This is a genomic window from Pseudomonas sp. LB1P83 (genome assembly GCF_054897885.1).
This window is the reverse complement of the sequence record NZ_CM142709.1, coordinates 4438061-4453219: the sequence shown is the minus strand read 5'-3', so window position 1 is coordinate 4453219 and position 15159 is coordinate 4438061. Positions and strand designations below refer to the sequence as shown.

The 15159-nt window shown below is 60.6% G+C and carries 16 protein-coding genes; 12 read left to right on the top strand and 4 right to left on the bottom strand.

Features of this window, described 5'->3' with window-relative positions:
* Positions 1-195: 195 nt before the first annotated feature.
* The 10 genes from ACYZTY_RS20420 (at position 196) to ACYZTY_RS20375 (ending at position 9043) form a co-directional block, all read left to right on the top strand.
* Positions 196-1221: an NAD(P)H-dependent glycerol-3-phosphate dehydrogenase gene (locus ACYZTY_RS20420; protein ID WP_403106015.1), complete on the top strand. Its 1026-nt coding sequence runs from the start codon at positions 196-198 to the stop codon at positions 1219-1221.
* Between the two features lie 32 nt (positions 1222-1253).
* Positions 1254-1601 (top strand): DUF4389 domain-containing protein, encoded by a 348-nt coding sequence (locus ACYZTY_RS20415; protein WP_010457073.1) that lies wholly within the window; start codon positions 1254-1256, stop codon positions 1599-1601.
* A complete protein-coding gene (gene sixA, locus ACYZTY_RS20410) occupies positions 1598-2050 on the top strand; it encodes a phosphohistidine phosphatase SixA (RefSeq protein ID WP_461955219.1) in 453 nt (150 codons plus the stop codon). Before ACYZTY_RS20415 ends, sixA begins: the two co-directional genes overlap by 4 nt.
* Positions 2051-2295: 245 nt before the next feature.
* Positions 2296-3963: an AMP-binding protein gene (locus ACYZTY_RS20405; RefSeq protein ID WP_461955218.1), complete on the top strand. Its 1668-nt coding sequence runs from the start codon at positions 2296-2298 to the stop codon at positions 3961-3963.
* A gap of 32 nt (positions 3964-3995) precedes the next feature.
* Entirely contained in the window at positions 3996-4439 is a 444-nt protein-coding gene (locus ACYZTY_RS20400) for a hotdog fold thioesterase (protein ID WP_131063372.1), read from the top strand.
* A 297-nt stretch (positions 4440-4736) separates the two neighbouring features.
* Complete coding sequence (locus ACYZTY_RS20395) at positions 4737-5543, top strand: alpha/beta fold hydrolase (protein WP_461955217.1); 807 nt, start codon at positions 4737-4739, stop codon at positions 5541-5543.
* The gene (locus ACYZTY_RS20390) at positions 5540-6394 is read left to right on the top strand and encodes an alpha/beta hydrolase (RefSeq protein WP_461955216.1); all 855 of its coding nucleotides are present in this window, start codon (positions 5540-5542) and stop codon (positions 6392-6394) included. The genes ACYZTY_RS20395 and ACYZTY_RS20390 overlap by 4 nt, the downstream gene beginning before the upstream one ends.
* 50 nt (positions 6395-6444) lie before the next feature.
* Positions 6445-7104: a glutathione S-transferase family protein gene (locus ACYZTY_RS20385; RefSeq protein WP_461955215.1), complete on the top strand. Its 660-nt coding sequence runs from the start codon at positions 6445-6447 to the stop codon at positions 7102-7104.
* Positions 7105-7112: 8 nt separating this feature from the next.
* Positions 7113-7919, top strand: coding sequence for a DUF4892 domain-containing protein (locus ACYZTY_RS20380; RefSeq protein WP_461955214.1), 807 nt, complete (start codon positions 7113-7115; stop codon positions 7917-7919).
* A 68-nt stretch (positions 7920-7987) separates the two neighbouring features.
* The gene (locus ACYZTY_RS20375; protein WP_461955213.1) at positions 7988-9043 is read left to right on the top strand and encodes an AI-2E family transporter; all 1056 of its coding nucleotides are present in this window, start codon (positions 7988-7990) and stop codon (positions 9041-9043) included.
* Positions 9044-9175: 132 nt separating this feature from the next.
* Here ACYZTY_RS20375 and xopAW read toward each other — a convergent pair whose 3' ends face one another.
* From xopAW to ACYZTY_RS20360, 3 genes are all read right to left on the bottom strand, one after another.
* Positions 9176-10009, bottom strand: a complete 834-nt coding sequence (gene xopAW, locus ACYZTY_RS20370; protein ID WP_461955212.1) for a XopAW family type III secretion system calcium-binding effector — start codon at positions 10007-10009, stop codon at positions 9176-9178.
* 231 nt (positions 10010-10240) lie between these two features.
* The gene (locus ACYZTY_RS20365; protein WP_461955211.1) at positions 10241-11293 is read right to left on the bottom strand and encodes a sensor histidine kinase; all 1053 of its coding nucleotides are present in this window, start codon (positions 11291-11293) and stop codon (positions 10241-10243) included.
* Positions 11293-12051, bottom strand: coding sequence for a response regulator (locus tag ACYZTY_RS20360; protein WP_461955210.1), 759 nt, complete (start codon positions 12049-12051; stop codon positions 11293-11295). Before ACYZTY_RS20360 ends, ACYZTY_RS20365 begins: the two co-directional genes overlap by 1 nt.
* A gap of 293 nt (positions 12052-12344) precedes the next feature.
* On the opposite strand from ACYZTY_RS20360, the gene pyrF reads away from it, so the two are divergent.
* On the top strand, positions 12345-13043 hold the full coding sequence (gene pyrF / locus ACYZTY_RS20355) for an orotidine-5'-phosphate decarboxylase (RefSeq protein ID WP_461955209.1): 699 nt from the start codon (positions 12345-12347) through the stop codon (positions 13041-13043).
* Positions 13044-13132: 89 nt separating this feature from the next.
* On the opposite strand, the gene ACYZTY_RS20350 is transcribed toward pyrF, so the two are convergent.
* Complete coding sequence (locus tag ACYZTY_RS20350; protein WP_461955208.1) at positions 13133-14137, bottom strand: NADP-dependent oxidoreductase; 1005 nt, start codon at positions 14135-14137, stop codon at positions 13133-13135.
* Positions 14138-14372: 235 nt separating this feature from the next.
* Between ACYZTY_RS20350 and ACYZTY_RS20345 the strand changes: the two genes are divergently transcribed.
* The gene (locus tag ACYZTY_RS20345; RefSeq protein WP_461955207.1) at positions 14373-15134 is read left to right on the top strand and encodes an SDR family oxidoreductase; all 762 of its coding nucleotides are present in this window, start codon (positions 14373-14375) and stop codon (positions 15132-15134) included.
* The last annotated feature ends 25 nt before the right edge of the window (positions 15135-15159 follow it).

The window sequence follows — 15159 nt, the reverse complement described above, 5'->3', positions numbered from 1 at the left end:
AAACGTCCTTGATAACGATTAGTTGGCGCGCATGTTAACCGAGCTGATCGACTTTTCCATTCACGATGCCGGCATTTTCCTAGGATTTATTGGTCTTCTTCCTACAAGTGTCGGTAATTGACACGGGGGCTGGCCGCCACTGGGACGCTCCGTATAATGCCGACATCGCCACTGGTATGGATTAACGGATTGCATATGACTGAACAGCGCCCAATTGCGGTCCTGGGAGGCGGAAGTTTTGGTACCGCCGTGGCTAATCTGTTGGCCGAGAACGGGCATCAGGTTCGGCAGTGGATGCGTGACCCCGAACAGGCCGAGTCCATTCGGGTCAATCGCGAGAACCCGCGTTACCTCAAAGGCATCAAGATTCTTCCGGCGGTAGAACCGGTGACCGACTTGCAGGCGACCCTGGACGCCTGCGACCTGTGCTTTGTCGCACTGCCGTCCAGCGCGTTGCGCTCGGTACTGGTCCCGCATGCCGAGCGTTTGAGCGGAAAACTGCTGGTGAGCCTGACCAAAGGCATCGAAGCCCATACATTCAAGCTGATGAGCGAGATCCTCGAAGAAATCGCCCCGCAAGCGCGCATCGGCGTGCTGTCCGGGCCGAACCTGGCCCGTGAAATCGCCGAACACGCGCTGACTGCCACGGTGGTCGCCAGCGAAGACGAAGAACTCTGCCAACGGGTCCAGGAAGCGCTGCATGGCCGCACCTTCCGCGTGTACGCCAGCGCCGACCGTTTCGGCGTGGAGTTGGGCGGGGCGCTGAAAAATGTGTACGCGATCATCGCCGGCATGGCGGTGGCGCTGGGCATGGGTGAAAACACCAAGAGCATGCTGATCACTCGCGCGTTGGCGGAAATGACTCGCTTCGCCGTGAATCAGGGCGCTAACCCGATGACGTTCCTGGGGCTGGCGGGCGTGGGCGACTTGATCGTCACCTGCTCGTCGCCGAAAAGCCGCAACTACCAGGTCGGGTTTGCCCTCGGCCAGGGGTTGAGCCTGGAAGATGCGGTGACCCGTCTGGGTGAAGTCGCCGAAGGCGTGAACACGCTGAAGGTGCTCAAAGCCAAGGCTCAGGAAGTGGGCGTCTATATGCCGCTGGTCGCCGGGTTGCACGCGATCCTGTTCGAAGGGCGCACTTTGAATCAAGTGATTGAACTGTTGATGCGCGGCGAACCCAAAACCGATGTCGACTTCATTTCCACCAGCGGTTTCAACTGATCACGCTTTCCAGATAAAGCAGGGAGTTGCACATGAACGATCCGAAAACAGAAGCCACCTACGAGTCCATTCTGCTGCGGGTGTTATGGATGATCGTCTTCTTGCTGGTCTGGCAAGTGGCGCAGTTCATCCTCGGCGCGGTGGTGCTGGTGCAACTGATCTATCGTTTGATTTATGGCGCCCCGAGCGCCAGCCTGATGAACTTCGGCGACAGCCTGAGCCAGTTCCTGGCGCAGATCGGTCGTTTCGGCACCTTCCACAGCGACCAGAAACCCTGGCCGTTCGCCGACTGGCCGACGCCGCGTACACCGGAAGGCGAAGCGCCGCACGCCGTGCCGCCAGCGCCACATCCGGCCCGAGATGAGGAGCCGAAACTATGAAACTCTGGGTATTGCGTCATGGTGAAGCCGAGCCTTACGGCTCGCGTCCAGACTCCGAACGGGCATTGACTCCACATGGTTGTGAAGAGGTGCTGCTTAGCGCCGCCGAGCTGATCGGTCAGCCAATTACAGCCATCTACGCCAGCCCGTTTTTGCGAGCACAGCAGACCGCGCAGCTGGTGCGTGAAGCGCTGGGCTTTCAACCGGACATTCGCACTGTTGAATGGCTGACCCCCGGTTACAGCCCGCAAGCGGTCGCAGAGCAATTGGTGTCGGTGGATTACGCGCTGCTGGTCAGTCATAACCCGTTGGTGGGCAACCTGCTGGGTTTCCTGCAGAACGGGCATGTGCAGGACCCGGAAAAAGTGGGAACCGCCGGCCTTGCCGAGCTCGAAGGCGATTTGCCGGTGGCCGGGGCAATGAAACTCAACGGCATCAAACACCCGTAAAGCAGCTTTGGCTTTGGCTCTGGCTTTGGCTTTGGCTCTGGCTTTGGCTCTGTTCTGGCTTTGGCTTTTGCCGTTGTAGGAGCGAGGCTTGCCCGCGAAGCTTTTGGCGTCTTTGAAGGCCCCTTCGCGGGCAAGCCTCGCTCCTACAAGACCGGCGGTGTTGCAGATTTTGTGTGAAATAGTCGACCAAGCAACCGCTTGGTTGACTACGCTTGCTCCAGACCAAAAATAAAGGAGCGAGTCGCATGTCTGCTGCTTTTCGTTTGCCGCTGGACGTCTTCTACGAGCGTGAAGCTCGTCATCCCCGCCAGCGATTTCTGGTCCAGCCTACGGGCGGTGGACAGGTCGAGACCCTGACCTGGGCCGATGTCGGCCATCAGGCTCGCTGCGCTGCGCACTGGCTGCGGGCCCGCGAATTGCCCCAAGGCAGCCACATCGCCCTGATCTCGAAAAACTGCGCCCACTGGATCATCGCCGACCTGGCGATCTGGATGGCCGGGCACGTGTCGGTGCCGTTGTACCCGAACCTCACCGCCGAATCCGTTGCGCAAGTGCTCGAACACTCCGAAGCAGCGCTGGCGTTCATCGGCAAACTCGATGACTGGCCGAGCATGTCCCGCGGGGTCAGTGCCGATCTGCCGACCATCAGCCTGCCCTTGCATCCGCCCGGGACCTTCGATTTCAGTTGGGCCGACTTGCAGCGCAGCTCGCCGATCCAGGACGACCCCAAACCCGCCGCCGATCAGTTGGCGACCATCATCTACACCTCCGGCACCACCGGGCTGCCCAAAGGCGTGATGCACAGCTTCGGCAATCTGGGGTTCGCCACCACGCGCGGCACCCAGTTGTTTGGCCTCAATGAGTCGGACCGACTGTTGTCCTATCTGCCGCTGTGCCACGTCGCCGAACGGATGTTCGTCGAGCTGGCGTCGATCTATACCGGGCAAACCGTGTTTTTTGCCGAAAGCCTCGACACCTTCCTCACGGATTTGCAGCGGGCGCGGCCGACTGCGTTGTTTGGCGTGCCGCGGATCTGGACCAAATTCCAGATGGGCGTGTACAGCAAGATCCCGGCAAAACGCCTCGACTTCCTGCTCGGCCTGCCCTTCATCGGCAAGCGGGTAGGGCACAAAGTACTCGCCGGGTTGGGGCTGGATGCGTTGCGCGTGGCGTTGTCCGGCGCCGCGCCCGTGCCGCAGACCTTGCTGCTGTGGTACCGCAAACTGGGGCTGGATGTGCTGGAGGTCTACGGCATGACCGAGAGCTGCGGTTATTCCCACATCGGCCGCCCCGGCGACAACAAACCCGGCTGGATCGGCAAGCCTTGCCCGGAGGTAGAAGTGCGGATTGCCGACTCCGGCGAAGTCATGGTGCGCAGCGGTGCGACCATGCTCGGTTATTTCAAGGACCCCGGGAAAACCGCTGAAACCATCACCGAAGACGGCTTCCTGCGCACCGGTGACAAGGGCGAGGAAGATGCCGAAGGCAACCTGCGCCTGACCGGGCGGCTCAAGGAAATCTTCAAGACCAGCAAAGGCAAATACGTCGCCCCGGCACCGATCGAAAATCGGCTGGCGGTGCATTCGCGGATCGAACAAGTGTGCGTGGTCGGCGATGGCTTGAGTGCGCCGCTGGGATTGTGCGTGCTGTCGGCGGTCGGTCAGCAGGATGCCAGCGGAACGGCGCGGGCGGGGCTGCATTCAAGCCTGGAAAAACTGCTGGAGGAGGTCAATGGCGTGCTCGACAAACACGAACGCTTGCGTCGACTGGTGGTGGTCAAGGACAGTTGGGCCGTGGAAAACGGCTTCCTGACGCCGACCCTGAAGATCAAGCGCAACGTGATCGAAGCAGCCTACGGTGACCGGTTTGAAGAATGGAGCGAGCGCAGCGAGGCGGTGCTGTGGCAGGATTGATCCACGAATAAAACCAACAAAGGAAAGCAACGATGAGTCTGTGGCGTACCACTCCCAACGTCGAGCAGTTGAACGCAATCCAGAAAAACACCATCGGCGAAGTGCTGGATATTCGCTTCGAAGCCTTTGATGAAGAGTCCCTGACTGCGAGCATGGTCATCGACCACCGCACTCATCAGCCTTACGGTTTGCTGCACGGCGGTGCCTCGGTGGTACTGGCAGAGACGGTCGGTTCCATGGCCAGTTATCTTTGCATCGATGCCAGCAAGTTCTATTGCGTGGGTCTGGAAATCAACGCCAACCACTTGCGAGGGCTGCGCAGCGGGCGGGTGACGGCAGTGGCCAAACCGATTCACATTGGGCGCACGACCCATGTCTGGGATATCCGTTTGAGCAGTGATGAGGGCAAGGCCAGTTGCGTGTCGCGGTTGACCATGGCGGTGGTGCCGCTGGGCGAGAATCCACCAACCCGCTGATTGTCGAGCGAACCACATTTTCCTGCCCGATAATTTCCTGTGGCGAGGGAGCTTGCTCCCGCTGGGCTGCGAAGCAGCCCCTACCGGTGCACCCCGATCTCCAGTCCCACGGCGACCGGTTTTGCGGCTGCTGCGCAGCCGAACGCGAGCAAGCTCGCTCGCCACAGTATTGTCAGCGCACACTGAATGGCTCATGCCCCTGACCGGACTGTCATCATTCCTGGCACTTACAGTCATTGCCGCAGCCTCGCGTCTTGCGGACAATCAACCCCTGTTCTCGCTCATGGATTTGCCGGTATGTCGCAACAGATATTTTTCGCCCACGCCAATGGCTTTCCTTCGGGCACCTACGGCAAATTGTTCGCGGCGCTGGCGCCCGAGTATCAGGTGACGCATCTGGAACAGCACGCCCACGATCCGCGTTTTCCGGCGGACGACAACTGGCAAAACCTGGTGGATGAGCTGATCCACCATCTGAAACAGCAACCGGAACCGGTCTGGGGCGTCGGCCATTCCTTCGGCGGTGTTCTGCATCTACACGCGGCGTTGCGTTGCCCTGAACTGTATCGCGGCGTGGTGATGCTCGATTCGCCGGTGTTGACCCGTGCCGATCAATGGGTGATCCGAGCGGCCAAACGTTTTGGTTTTATTGATCGTCTGACGCCCGCCGGCCGTACATTGGGGCGTCGGGAAGAGTTTGCCGACCTGCAAGCGGCGCGACTCTATTTCGCGGGTAAAACCCTGTTCCGCAGCTTTGATCCGGAGTGCTTCGACGCTTACCTGCAACACGGTTTGCAAAAAGTCGGCGACAAGCTGCGCCTGCGTTTCGACCCCGCCACGGAAATCAGCATCTACCGTGGCGTCCCGCACACCAGTCCAGGCCAGGCACGGCAGTTGAAAGTGCCGCTGGCGGTGGTTCGCGGGCACAAGAGCCGGGTGGTGATGCGTCATCACGCAAGCTCCGTGGGGCGCATGCCGCTGGGCGAATCACTGACCATGCCCGGTGGCCACATGTTTCCCCTCGAACGTCCGCAAGACACCGCCACGCTGCTGAAAAACCTGTTCAGCCGCTGGGAAGGTCGTCGCCAGCAGGATTGCGCATGAGTAACGTCGTCGAAGAAGTTCGCCTGAGCCTGCCGCACATCGAGCTGGCCGCGCACCTGTTCGGTCCTGAAGACGGGCTGCCGGTGATCGCCTTGCACGGCTGGCTGGACAACGCCAACAGCTTCGCCCGACTGGCGCCGAAGCTCAAAGGTCTGCGCATCATCGCCCTCGACATGGCCGGTCACGGTCACTCCGGGCATCGTCCGACCGGTGCCGGTTACGCGATGTGGGACTACGCCCACGACGTGCTACAAGTCGCCGAACAGCTGGGCCTGAAGCGTTTTGCACTGATGGGACACTCCATGGGCGCGATCGCTTCGTTGATCATCGCCGGGTCGATGCCGGAGCGCGTCACGCATCTGGCGTTGATCGACGGCATCATTCCTCCTACAGACAAAGGCGAAAATGCCGCCGAACGCATGGGCATGGCCCTGCAAGCGCAGCTGGATTTGCGGGAAAAACGCAAACCGGTCTACAGCACGCTGGACCGCGCCATCGAGGCACGAATGAAAGGCCTGGTGGCGGTCAGTCGTGAAGCCGCCGAGCTGCTGGCCCAACGTGGTCTCATGCCGGTGCCGGGCGGTTACACCTGGCGCACCGACAACCGTCTCACGCTACCGTCGCCGCTACGTCTTACAACCGAGCAGGCGATGGCCTTCGTCAAGCGTGTCAGTTGTCCGGCATTATTGGTGGTTGCAGCTGACGGCATGCTCGCCAAACATCCCGAACTGCTGGAGCGTCTACCCTTTAGCCGTGAACAGCTGCCAGGCGGCCATCATTTGCACCTGAATGACGAACCCGGCGCCGACCTTGTCGCAGACTGTTTCAATCGGTTTTTCGCCGTTCCTTGACTTGCGCCGGGCAACTGTCGAGGCTGGGCGGGTTGAAATGGGAGACAACCATGATAGATCTCTACACCGCTGCGACCCCGAATGGCCACAAGGTCTCTATCGTGCTCGAAGAACTCGGCCTGCCCTACAAGGTGCACGCCTTGAGTTTCGACAAAAAGGAACAGAAGTCACCGGACTTCCTCAAGATCAATCCCAATGGCCGGATTCCGGCGATTGTCGACCGCGCCAACGGCGATTTCGCCGTGTTCGAATCCGGCGCCATCCTGATTTACCTCGCTGAACTGAGCGGCAAACTGCTGCCCAAGGATCCCAAGGGGCGCTCGGTCGTCCTGCAATGGCTGATGTTCCAGATGGGCGGGATCGGCCCGATGCAGGGCCAGGCCAATGTGTTTTTCCGCTACTTTCCGGAAAAACTTCAGGGTGCCATCGACCGCTATCAACATGAAACCCGTCGCCTCTATGAAGTGCTCGATACGCGCCTGCAAGCCGCGGAGTTTCTGGCAGATGAGTACAGCATTGCCGACATCGCCACCTTTCCTTGGGTGCGTGGCCATGAGTGGTCCGGTGTCGAAGTTGAAGGGTTGCCGGCCTTGCAGCGCTGGATGGCAAGCATGGAAGCGCGTCCGGCGGTCCAGCGCGGTTTGCTGGTGCCCGAGCGCATCGATGATGCCAGTGTCGTCAAGGGTGCCCAGGCCATGCTGATCCGATGAGTCTATCCATGCGTTCATTCAGTGTGCTTGCGCTGTGTTGTTTCAGTCCATTTTTGTTTGCCGCCGATGTCCCAGGCAGTCAGGACTTGCCGATCGTGCCGCGTATGGCCGATGCGCAGATCGTCGACTATCGCCCGGGCGTCGAGCTTGAACGAATTTATCCGCTGGGATCGATCCGTAAAATCAGCGGCCAGTTGCGCTTCGATGGCCAGGTCAGCGCCCGGGGAACCGCGACGTCGGTGACCTACGAGTTGCCGCCGGAGCACTCGTCAACTGACGCTTTCACCGCCGCCCGTGAAGCCTTGCAGAAGCAGGGTGCCGGATTGCTGTTCTGGTGTCAGGCGCGTGATTGCGGTGAAAGCAGCCTCTGGGCCAATGATGTCTTCGGCAACGCCAAGTTGTACGGTGCCGACGATCAACAGGCGTACTTGTTGTTGCGTCTCGCGGCGCCCCGGGACAATACGCTGGTGGCGCTTTACAGCATCACTCGCGGCAATCGCAAAGCCTATCTGCACGTCGAACAGTTCGACGCTGCTGCCCCGCTAGGCGATTTGCTACCGACCTCGGCGACCTTGCTGAGAGAGCTAAAAAGTACGGGGGAACTCGATTTTCCGAAGTTGAGCGCTGATCCCGATGACACCTGGCTGCGCTTGATTTCTCGCGGCCTGAACCTCGACACAACCTTGCGGGTCAGTGTTTCCGGAGCCAAGGCCGAGGCTTGGCGTCAGGCGCTGATCGGGCAGGGCGTGCGGGCGGCGCGAATGGAAGCCGGCAACGCCGAAGGCTCTGGCCTGCACATCGAACTGTTGCGATAAGCTTTATCAGGCGAGCGCACCCGGTGCGTTCGCCTATTCTTTTCTGACTGATTCTTTCGAGACTTTACATGCCCAATAACGATCGGCTGTTGGTGCAGATCCTGCTCCTGGTGCTGTTTGGCGCGAGCTTCTGGGTGATGGCGCCGTTCTGGTCGGCGCTGTTCTGGGGCGCAGTGCTGGCCTTTGCCAGTTGGCCGTTGATGCGGTTGCTGACCCGTTGGCTCAACGGCCGCGAATCCCTGGCGGCGGCGTTGCTGACCCTCGGCTGGATGTTGCTGGTGGCAGTGCCGCTGGTGTGGCTCGGGTTCAACCTGGCGGACCATGTGCGTGATGCCACGGCGTTCATCAAGGATGTGCAGATGGACGGTTTGCCGGAAGCGCCGACCTGGCTGGGTGGTGTTCCGTTAGTGGGCGAGCGGTTGGTCGTGATCTGGAACAGCATCGATCAGCAAGGCGCGGCGATGATGGTGGCGATCAAACCTTATCTGGGGCAGGTCGGCAACTGGCTGCTGGCACGCAGTGCGCAGATCGGGGGCGGGATTCTCGAGCTGACATTGAGCATCGTCTTCGTCTTCTTCTTTTATCGCGACGGGCCGCGGCTGGCGGCGTTTGTCCATGTCTTGCTGGAAAGGCTGATCGGTGATCGCGCCGGGTACTACATCGAACTCGTGGCCGGGACCGTGCAGCGGGTGGTGAACGGGGTGATCGGCACGGCAGCGGCGCAGGCGGTTCTGGCGTTGATCGGGTTTTTGATTGCCGGGGTGCCTGGGGCACTGGTGCTTGGCATCGTGACCTTCATGCTCAGCCTGATTCCAATGGGTCCACCGTTGGTGTGGATTCCGGCCACCGCGTGGCTGGCCTGGAAAGGCGATTACGGGATGGCGGTGTTTCTCGGGTGCTGGGGCACGTTCATTATCAGTGGCGTCGACAACGTGCTTAAGCCGTACCTGATCAGCCGGGGCGGGAATTTGCCGTTGGTGATCGTGTTGCTGGGCGTGTTTGGTGGGTTGATTGCGTTCGGGTTTATCGGGCTGTTCATCGGGCCTACGTTGCTGGCGGTTGCGTACAGTCTGTTGACTGACTGGAGCAAGAGTCATGCGCGGGTAGATGATCGCCGGCCTTAAGTTTTTGGTGGGGCTGAGGGCCTCTTCGCGGGCAAGCCTCGCTCCTACAGGATTAACGCGACTCCGAAAATTGACGCACGACCTGTAGGAGCGAGCGGTGCGGCGATCCGACTTGCCCGCGAAGTTTTTGACTTAGGTTGCGACGTTCAGGTACTTGCCCACCGTCGCCACGTTATCGAGCGAATACTGCCTGCTCAGATTGGCGATCATCTTGTTCAGCGCTTCATTGACGTTGAACTCGTCGCTGGTTTTCTCGCGACCTGCTTGCAGCGACGTTTTCAGTTCATCGCTACTGACACCACCGCTGCTGTCACTGTCCAGCACTTTGAGCAACGCGGCGCTGGTGTCGGTGCTGGTCGATGAAGTGCTGTTGCTGGCCTGCAACGCGCTGCTCAATTCGGTGGCGGTCACGCTGCCATCGCTGTCCGTATCAAGCTGGCTGAACAGTTCTTCACTGGACACCTGCTGTGGTGGCGGTGGCGGCGGGGTGAGGCTGGCGGCGAGTTCGTCCTTGCTGACGGTGCCGTCTTCGTTCTTGTCCAGGGCCGAGAAAATTTCTGTGCTGTCGGCACTGCTGCCAGCGCTGGTCAGACCCGTGCTCAGTTCGTCACTGCTAATGGCACCGTCACCGTCGGTGTCCAGGGCGCTAAGCAGCGCATCAGCCAGTTCGGTGTTCGGTGCCTGGTCATGCGGCGGAGGCGGCGGTGCCATCGCCGCCATTTCCTCGCTGCTCAGGCTGCCGCTGTCGTCGCTGTCCAGGTCGCCAAAGTTCTTGCTCAGGCTGACCAGAAGACCGTCGTCGGTTTTCTGCGACAGGGCGCTTTTAAGTTCGTCCTGATCCACCGCGCCGTCGCTGTTGCTATCGAGTTTGACGAACAGTTCTTTCTGGAATTGCTGGCTGCGGGCGCTGTTGGTTGTGGTGCTGGTGCTGGTATAGCTCGTGTAATTACTGACGCTACCAATCATTGGGCTCACTCCCTGGAATGGAAAACCGGCAGGTGCACCGGCTTATGCAGCGTCAAGGGGCAAGGTGTCGTGGGTGTGTGGGGTTTGTACCGAGTGGTACACAAGTCACAGGCCAGACCCCGACCCTGTAGGAGTGAGCCTGCTCGCGATAGCTGTCGATCATTCAACATAGATGTCGACTGATCTACCGCTATCGCGAGCAGGCTCACTCCTACAGGGGATGTGTGTGGTTCAGGTGCGGGGCAGGCGGATGACGGCGGTGAGACCACCACCGGGCGTTTCTTCCAGGCTCAATTGCCCGCCCAAACGTTCCGCCGCCTCGCGAGCGATGGTCATGCCGAGGCCAACACCGCCTGAGTTGCGATTACGCGAACCTTCCAGCCGAAAGAACGGCTCGAACACCGCTTCACGTTTGTCCGCCGCAATCCCCGGGCCGTGGTCGATGACACGGATCACCAGTTGCTCGCGGTTGTCTTCGAGGGTGATCCGCGCGTGCCCGGCATAGCGCAGGGCATTATCCAGCAGGTTGTTGATGCATGAGCGCAAGGCCATCGGCTGCACTAGCAGCGGCGTGCAGTGGCCGCTGGCCTGGACGTCGGCGCCCTGGTCCTGGGCGTTTTCGCTCAAGGATTCGACCAGAGCTTGCACATCCATCCATTGCCCGGCTTCGCTGGTGCGCTGTTCGTGCAAATACGTAAGGGTGGAGTCGAGCATGCTGATCATGTCATCCAGGTCCTGGCGCATCTGGCCCTGCAGCTTGTCGTCTTCGATCTGTTCCAGCCGCAACTTGAGGCGAGAGAGCGGCGTGCGCAGGTCGTGGGACACCGCGCCGAGCATCCGCGAGCGCTGCTGCACTTGTTCGATAATTCGTTTCTGCATCAAATTAAAGGTGTAGGCCGCTTGCCGTGCTTCCCGTGGGCCGGACTCATCCAGCGGTGCGCTGTCGAGGTTTTCGCTCAAGCGTTCGGCGGCGTCGCTTAACCGCTGGATCGGCCGACTGAGCAGTTTGGCGCCGTACCAGGCGGCAATGATCAGCGAAACAAACTGGAACGTCAGCGGCACCAAGGGGCCGCCGAACCATGGCCGCGGTGGCCGGTTTTCGAAGCGTGGGTCCATGGGCGGGCGCTGTCTGTCCATGCCTTCGGAAAACGCCGGTGGCGGCGGTGGAGGCGGCGGTGGACCGTAATGGTGAAACCAGGCAAATGCCAACAAGTGCGCCAGGATGATCGCCAGCAGCAGCACGCCAAACAGGCGGCCGAACAGCGTATCGAAGCGCGCCCGCATCAGCCGATGTCCCTCGCGTCGAACAGATAACCCTCGCCGCGAACGGTCTTGATCAAATGCGGGGCTTTCGGGTCATCGCCGAGCTTCTGGCGCAGGCGCGAGACCAGCAGGTCGATGCTGCGATCAAACGCTTCAATCGAACGGCCACGGGCGGCGTCCAGCAGTTGTTCACGGCTGAGCACCCGACGCGGACGTTCAATGAACACCCAAAGCAGGCGGAATTCGGCGTTGGACAGCGGCACCACCAGGCCATCGGCGGCGATCAATTGGCGCAGCACGCTGTTCAGGCGCCAGTTGTCGAAGCGAATATTCGCACGCTGTTCGGTGCGATCGTCGCGCACTCGACGCAGAATGGTCTGAATTCGCGCGACCAGTTCCCGTGGCTCGAAAGGCTTGGCCATGTAGTCATCGGCACCCAGTTCCAGGCCGATGATCCGGTCGGTGGGTTCGCAGCGCGCGGTGAGCATCAGGATCGGAATGTCCGATTCGGCGCGCAGCCAGCGGCACAGCGACAAACCGTCTTCGCCGGGCAGCATCAGGTCGAGCACCACCACGTCGAAATGCTCCGCTTGCAGCGCCAGGCGCATGGCGGCGCCGTCGGTGACGCCGCTGGCGTGAATGTTGAACCGGGCCAGGTAGTCGATCATCAGTTCGCGGATCGGGACGTCATCGTCGACGATCAGGGCACGAATGCTCCAGCGTTTGTCGTCACCGGGCGCTTTTTGATCATCGTTCAGAGGTGCTGGGGTGCTGTGCATGCGTGCGTTCATCTGCCAGGTAGGCTGCCAACCACAAAGATGGGCTGCGAGGTTGTGGTTCCAGCATAGGCGTCCGGCCCGGGGGCGGGAAGTGCTGTAAGGACGTGTTGCGGCTGCCGAGGGTAGCGAGGAAGGGTGTTGTGGGCGTGTCGTGTGTGTATCGAACTCGACACAATTGGCGCAGGGGCTAGTCTTGCTTGAGTCTTCGGGACGATTTACCGATCATCGGGTCCCGCAGTGGCGCTGGTTCCGCTACAATGCGCGCCGATTTCGTCCTGCCTGAGAGCCCGCTCATGTCCGTCTGCCAGACTCCTATCATCGTCGCCCTGGATTTCCCCACCCGTGACGCCGCACTGAAGCTGGCCGACCAGTTGGACCCGAAGCTGTGCCGGGTCAAAGTCGGCAAGGAGCTGTTCACCAGCTGCGCCTCGGAAATCGTCGGCACCCTGCGTGACAAGGGCTTCGAAGTGTTCCTGGACCTCAAGTTCCACGACATCCCGAACACCACCGCCATGGCAGTGAAGGCTGCGGCGGAAATGGGCGTATGGATGGTCAACGTCCATTGCTCCGGCGGATTGCGCATGATGGCCGCCTGCCGAGAAGTACTCGATCAGCGCAACGGCCCCAAACCGCTGTTGATCGGCGTGACCGTGCTGACCAGCATGGAGCGTGAAGATCTGGCGGGTATCGGCCTGGACATCGAGCCACAGGAGCAAGTGCTGCGTCTGGCGGCATTGGCGGAAAAAGCCGGGATGGACGGTCTGGTGTGCTCGGCCCTGGAAGCCCAGGCCCTGAAATCGGCGCACCCTTCGCTGCAACTGGTGACCCCGGGGATTCGTCCGGCGGGCAGCGCCCAGGACGATCAGCGCCGTATTCTGACCCCGCGTCAGGCGCTGGATGCCGGTTCTGATTATCTGGTGATTGGTCGTCCGATCAGCCAGGCGGCGGATCCGGCGCAGGCGTTGGCAGCCGTCGTGGCCGAGCTGGCTTAAGCAGCGACTGCTCAAACCATTCGCGGGCAAGCCTCGCTCCTACAAGTGCATCACCGTACCTGTAGGAGCGAGGCTTGCCCGCGAAGCTTTTATACCTTCAACACCAACTTCCCGAAATTCTCGCCGCTGAACAATTTCATCAGCGTCTCCGGGAACGTCTCCAGCCCTTCGACAATGTCTTCCTTGCTCTTGAGTTGCCCCTTGGCCATCCACCCGGCCATTTCCTGTCCGGCGGCGGCGAACTGCGTGGCGTAGTCCATCACCACAAAGCCTTCCATTCGTGCGCGGTTGACCAGCAACGACAGATAGTTGGCCGGGCCCTTGACCGCTTCCTTGTTGTTGTACTGGCTGATCGCGCCACAAATCACTACCCGCGCTTTCATGGCCAGACGGCTCAGCACCGCGTCGAGAATATCGCCGCCCACGTTATCGAAATACACGTCGACACCTTTCGGGCATTCACGCTTCAGGCCCGCGTGCACGTCTTCGTTCTTGTAGTCGATGACGCCGTCGAAACCCAATTCGTCGATCAGGAACTTGCACTTGTCCGCGCCGCCCGCGATGCCGATCACGCGGCAGCCTTTGATCTTGGCGATCTGCCCGGCAATGCTGCCCACCGCGCCAGCTGCGCCGGACAGCACCACGGTGTCACCTTCCTTCGGTGCGCCGACATCGAGCAGCGCGAAGTAGGCCGTCATCCCGGTCATGCCCAGCGCGGACAGGTAACGCGGCAGCGGTGCCAGTTTCGGATCGACCTTGTAGAAACCTCGTGGTTCGCCGAGGAAGTAATCCTGCACGCCCAAGGCACCGTTGACGTAGTCCCCGACCGCAAACCCGGGATTGTTCGAGGCAACGACTTTGCCTACACCCAATGCGCGCATGACTTCGCCGATACCGACCGGCGGAATGTAGGACTTGCCTTCGTTCATCCAGCCACGCATGGCCGGGTCCAGGGACAGGTATTCGTTTTTGACCAGGATCTGACCCGCAGCCGGTTCACCGACTGGCACTTCCTGATAGGTAAAGGTCTCGCGGGTTGCCGCGCCCACCGGACGTTTGGCGAGCAGGAACTGGCGATTGGTCTGGGTAGTCATGACTGGCACTCAAGATGAATGAAGCCTTGTTGATAGACCTTCATGATTGATGCTGCAAGTTTGGCTGATGCGGCGAATGCACATCGATCCAGTGCAGTGATAGTTACAGGCACGGTTCTATCACTGCCACTCATGGTCGCCCAACCGGGCTTCTGATAGTGCTGCCGTGCCACGCGCCCCTGTGGCTAGACTGCGAACACGCGATCCCTCGCATCTTCTCTTTGAGGACATAACAATGAGCATGACGTTTTCCGGCCAGGTCGCTGTTGTGACCGGCGCTGCCAACGGTATTGGCCGCGCGACCGCCCAGGCATTCGCCGCTGAAGGGTTGAAAGTGGTGGTGGCCGACATGGACACGGCCGGGGGCGAAGGCACCGTGGCACTGATTCGTACGGCGGGCGGCGAAGCGACCTTCGTGCGGTGCAACGTCACGCTGGAAAATGATGTAAAAAATCTGATGGACGAGGTGGTGAATACCTACGGCCGTCTGGACTATGCCTTCAACAATGCGGGCATCGAGATCGAGAAAGGCAAACTGGCTGATGGCACGATTGATGAGTTCGACGCGATCATGGGCGTCAACGTCAAAGGCGTCTGGTTGTGCATGAAGTACCAGCTGCCATTGCTGCTGGCCCAGGGCGGTGGCGCGATCGTCAACACCGCTTCGGTGGCGGGCCTCGGTGCTGCGCCGAAGATGAGCATTTACGCAGCGTCGAAACATGCTGTGATCGGCCTGACCAAGTCGGCGGCGATCGAATACGCCAAGAAAAAGATTCGCGTGAACGCGGTGTGCCCGGCGGTGATCGACACCGACATGTTCCGTCGTGCCTATGAAGCGGACCCGAAGAAGGGCGAGTTCGCCAACGCCATGCACCCGGTCGGGCGCATCGGCAAGGTCGAGGAAATCGCCAGCGCGGTGCTGTATCTGTGCAGCGATGGCGCGGCGTTTACGACCGGTCACTCGCTGGCAGTGGACGGTGGTGTCACCGCGTTCTGACAATTGGCGTTTGCCATGTAGGAAA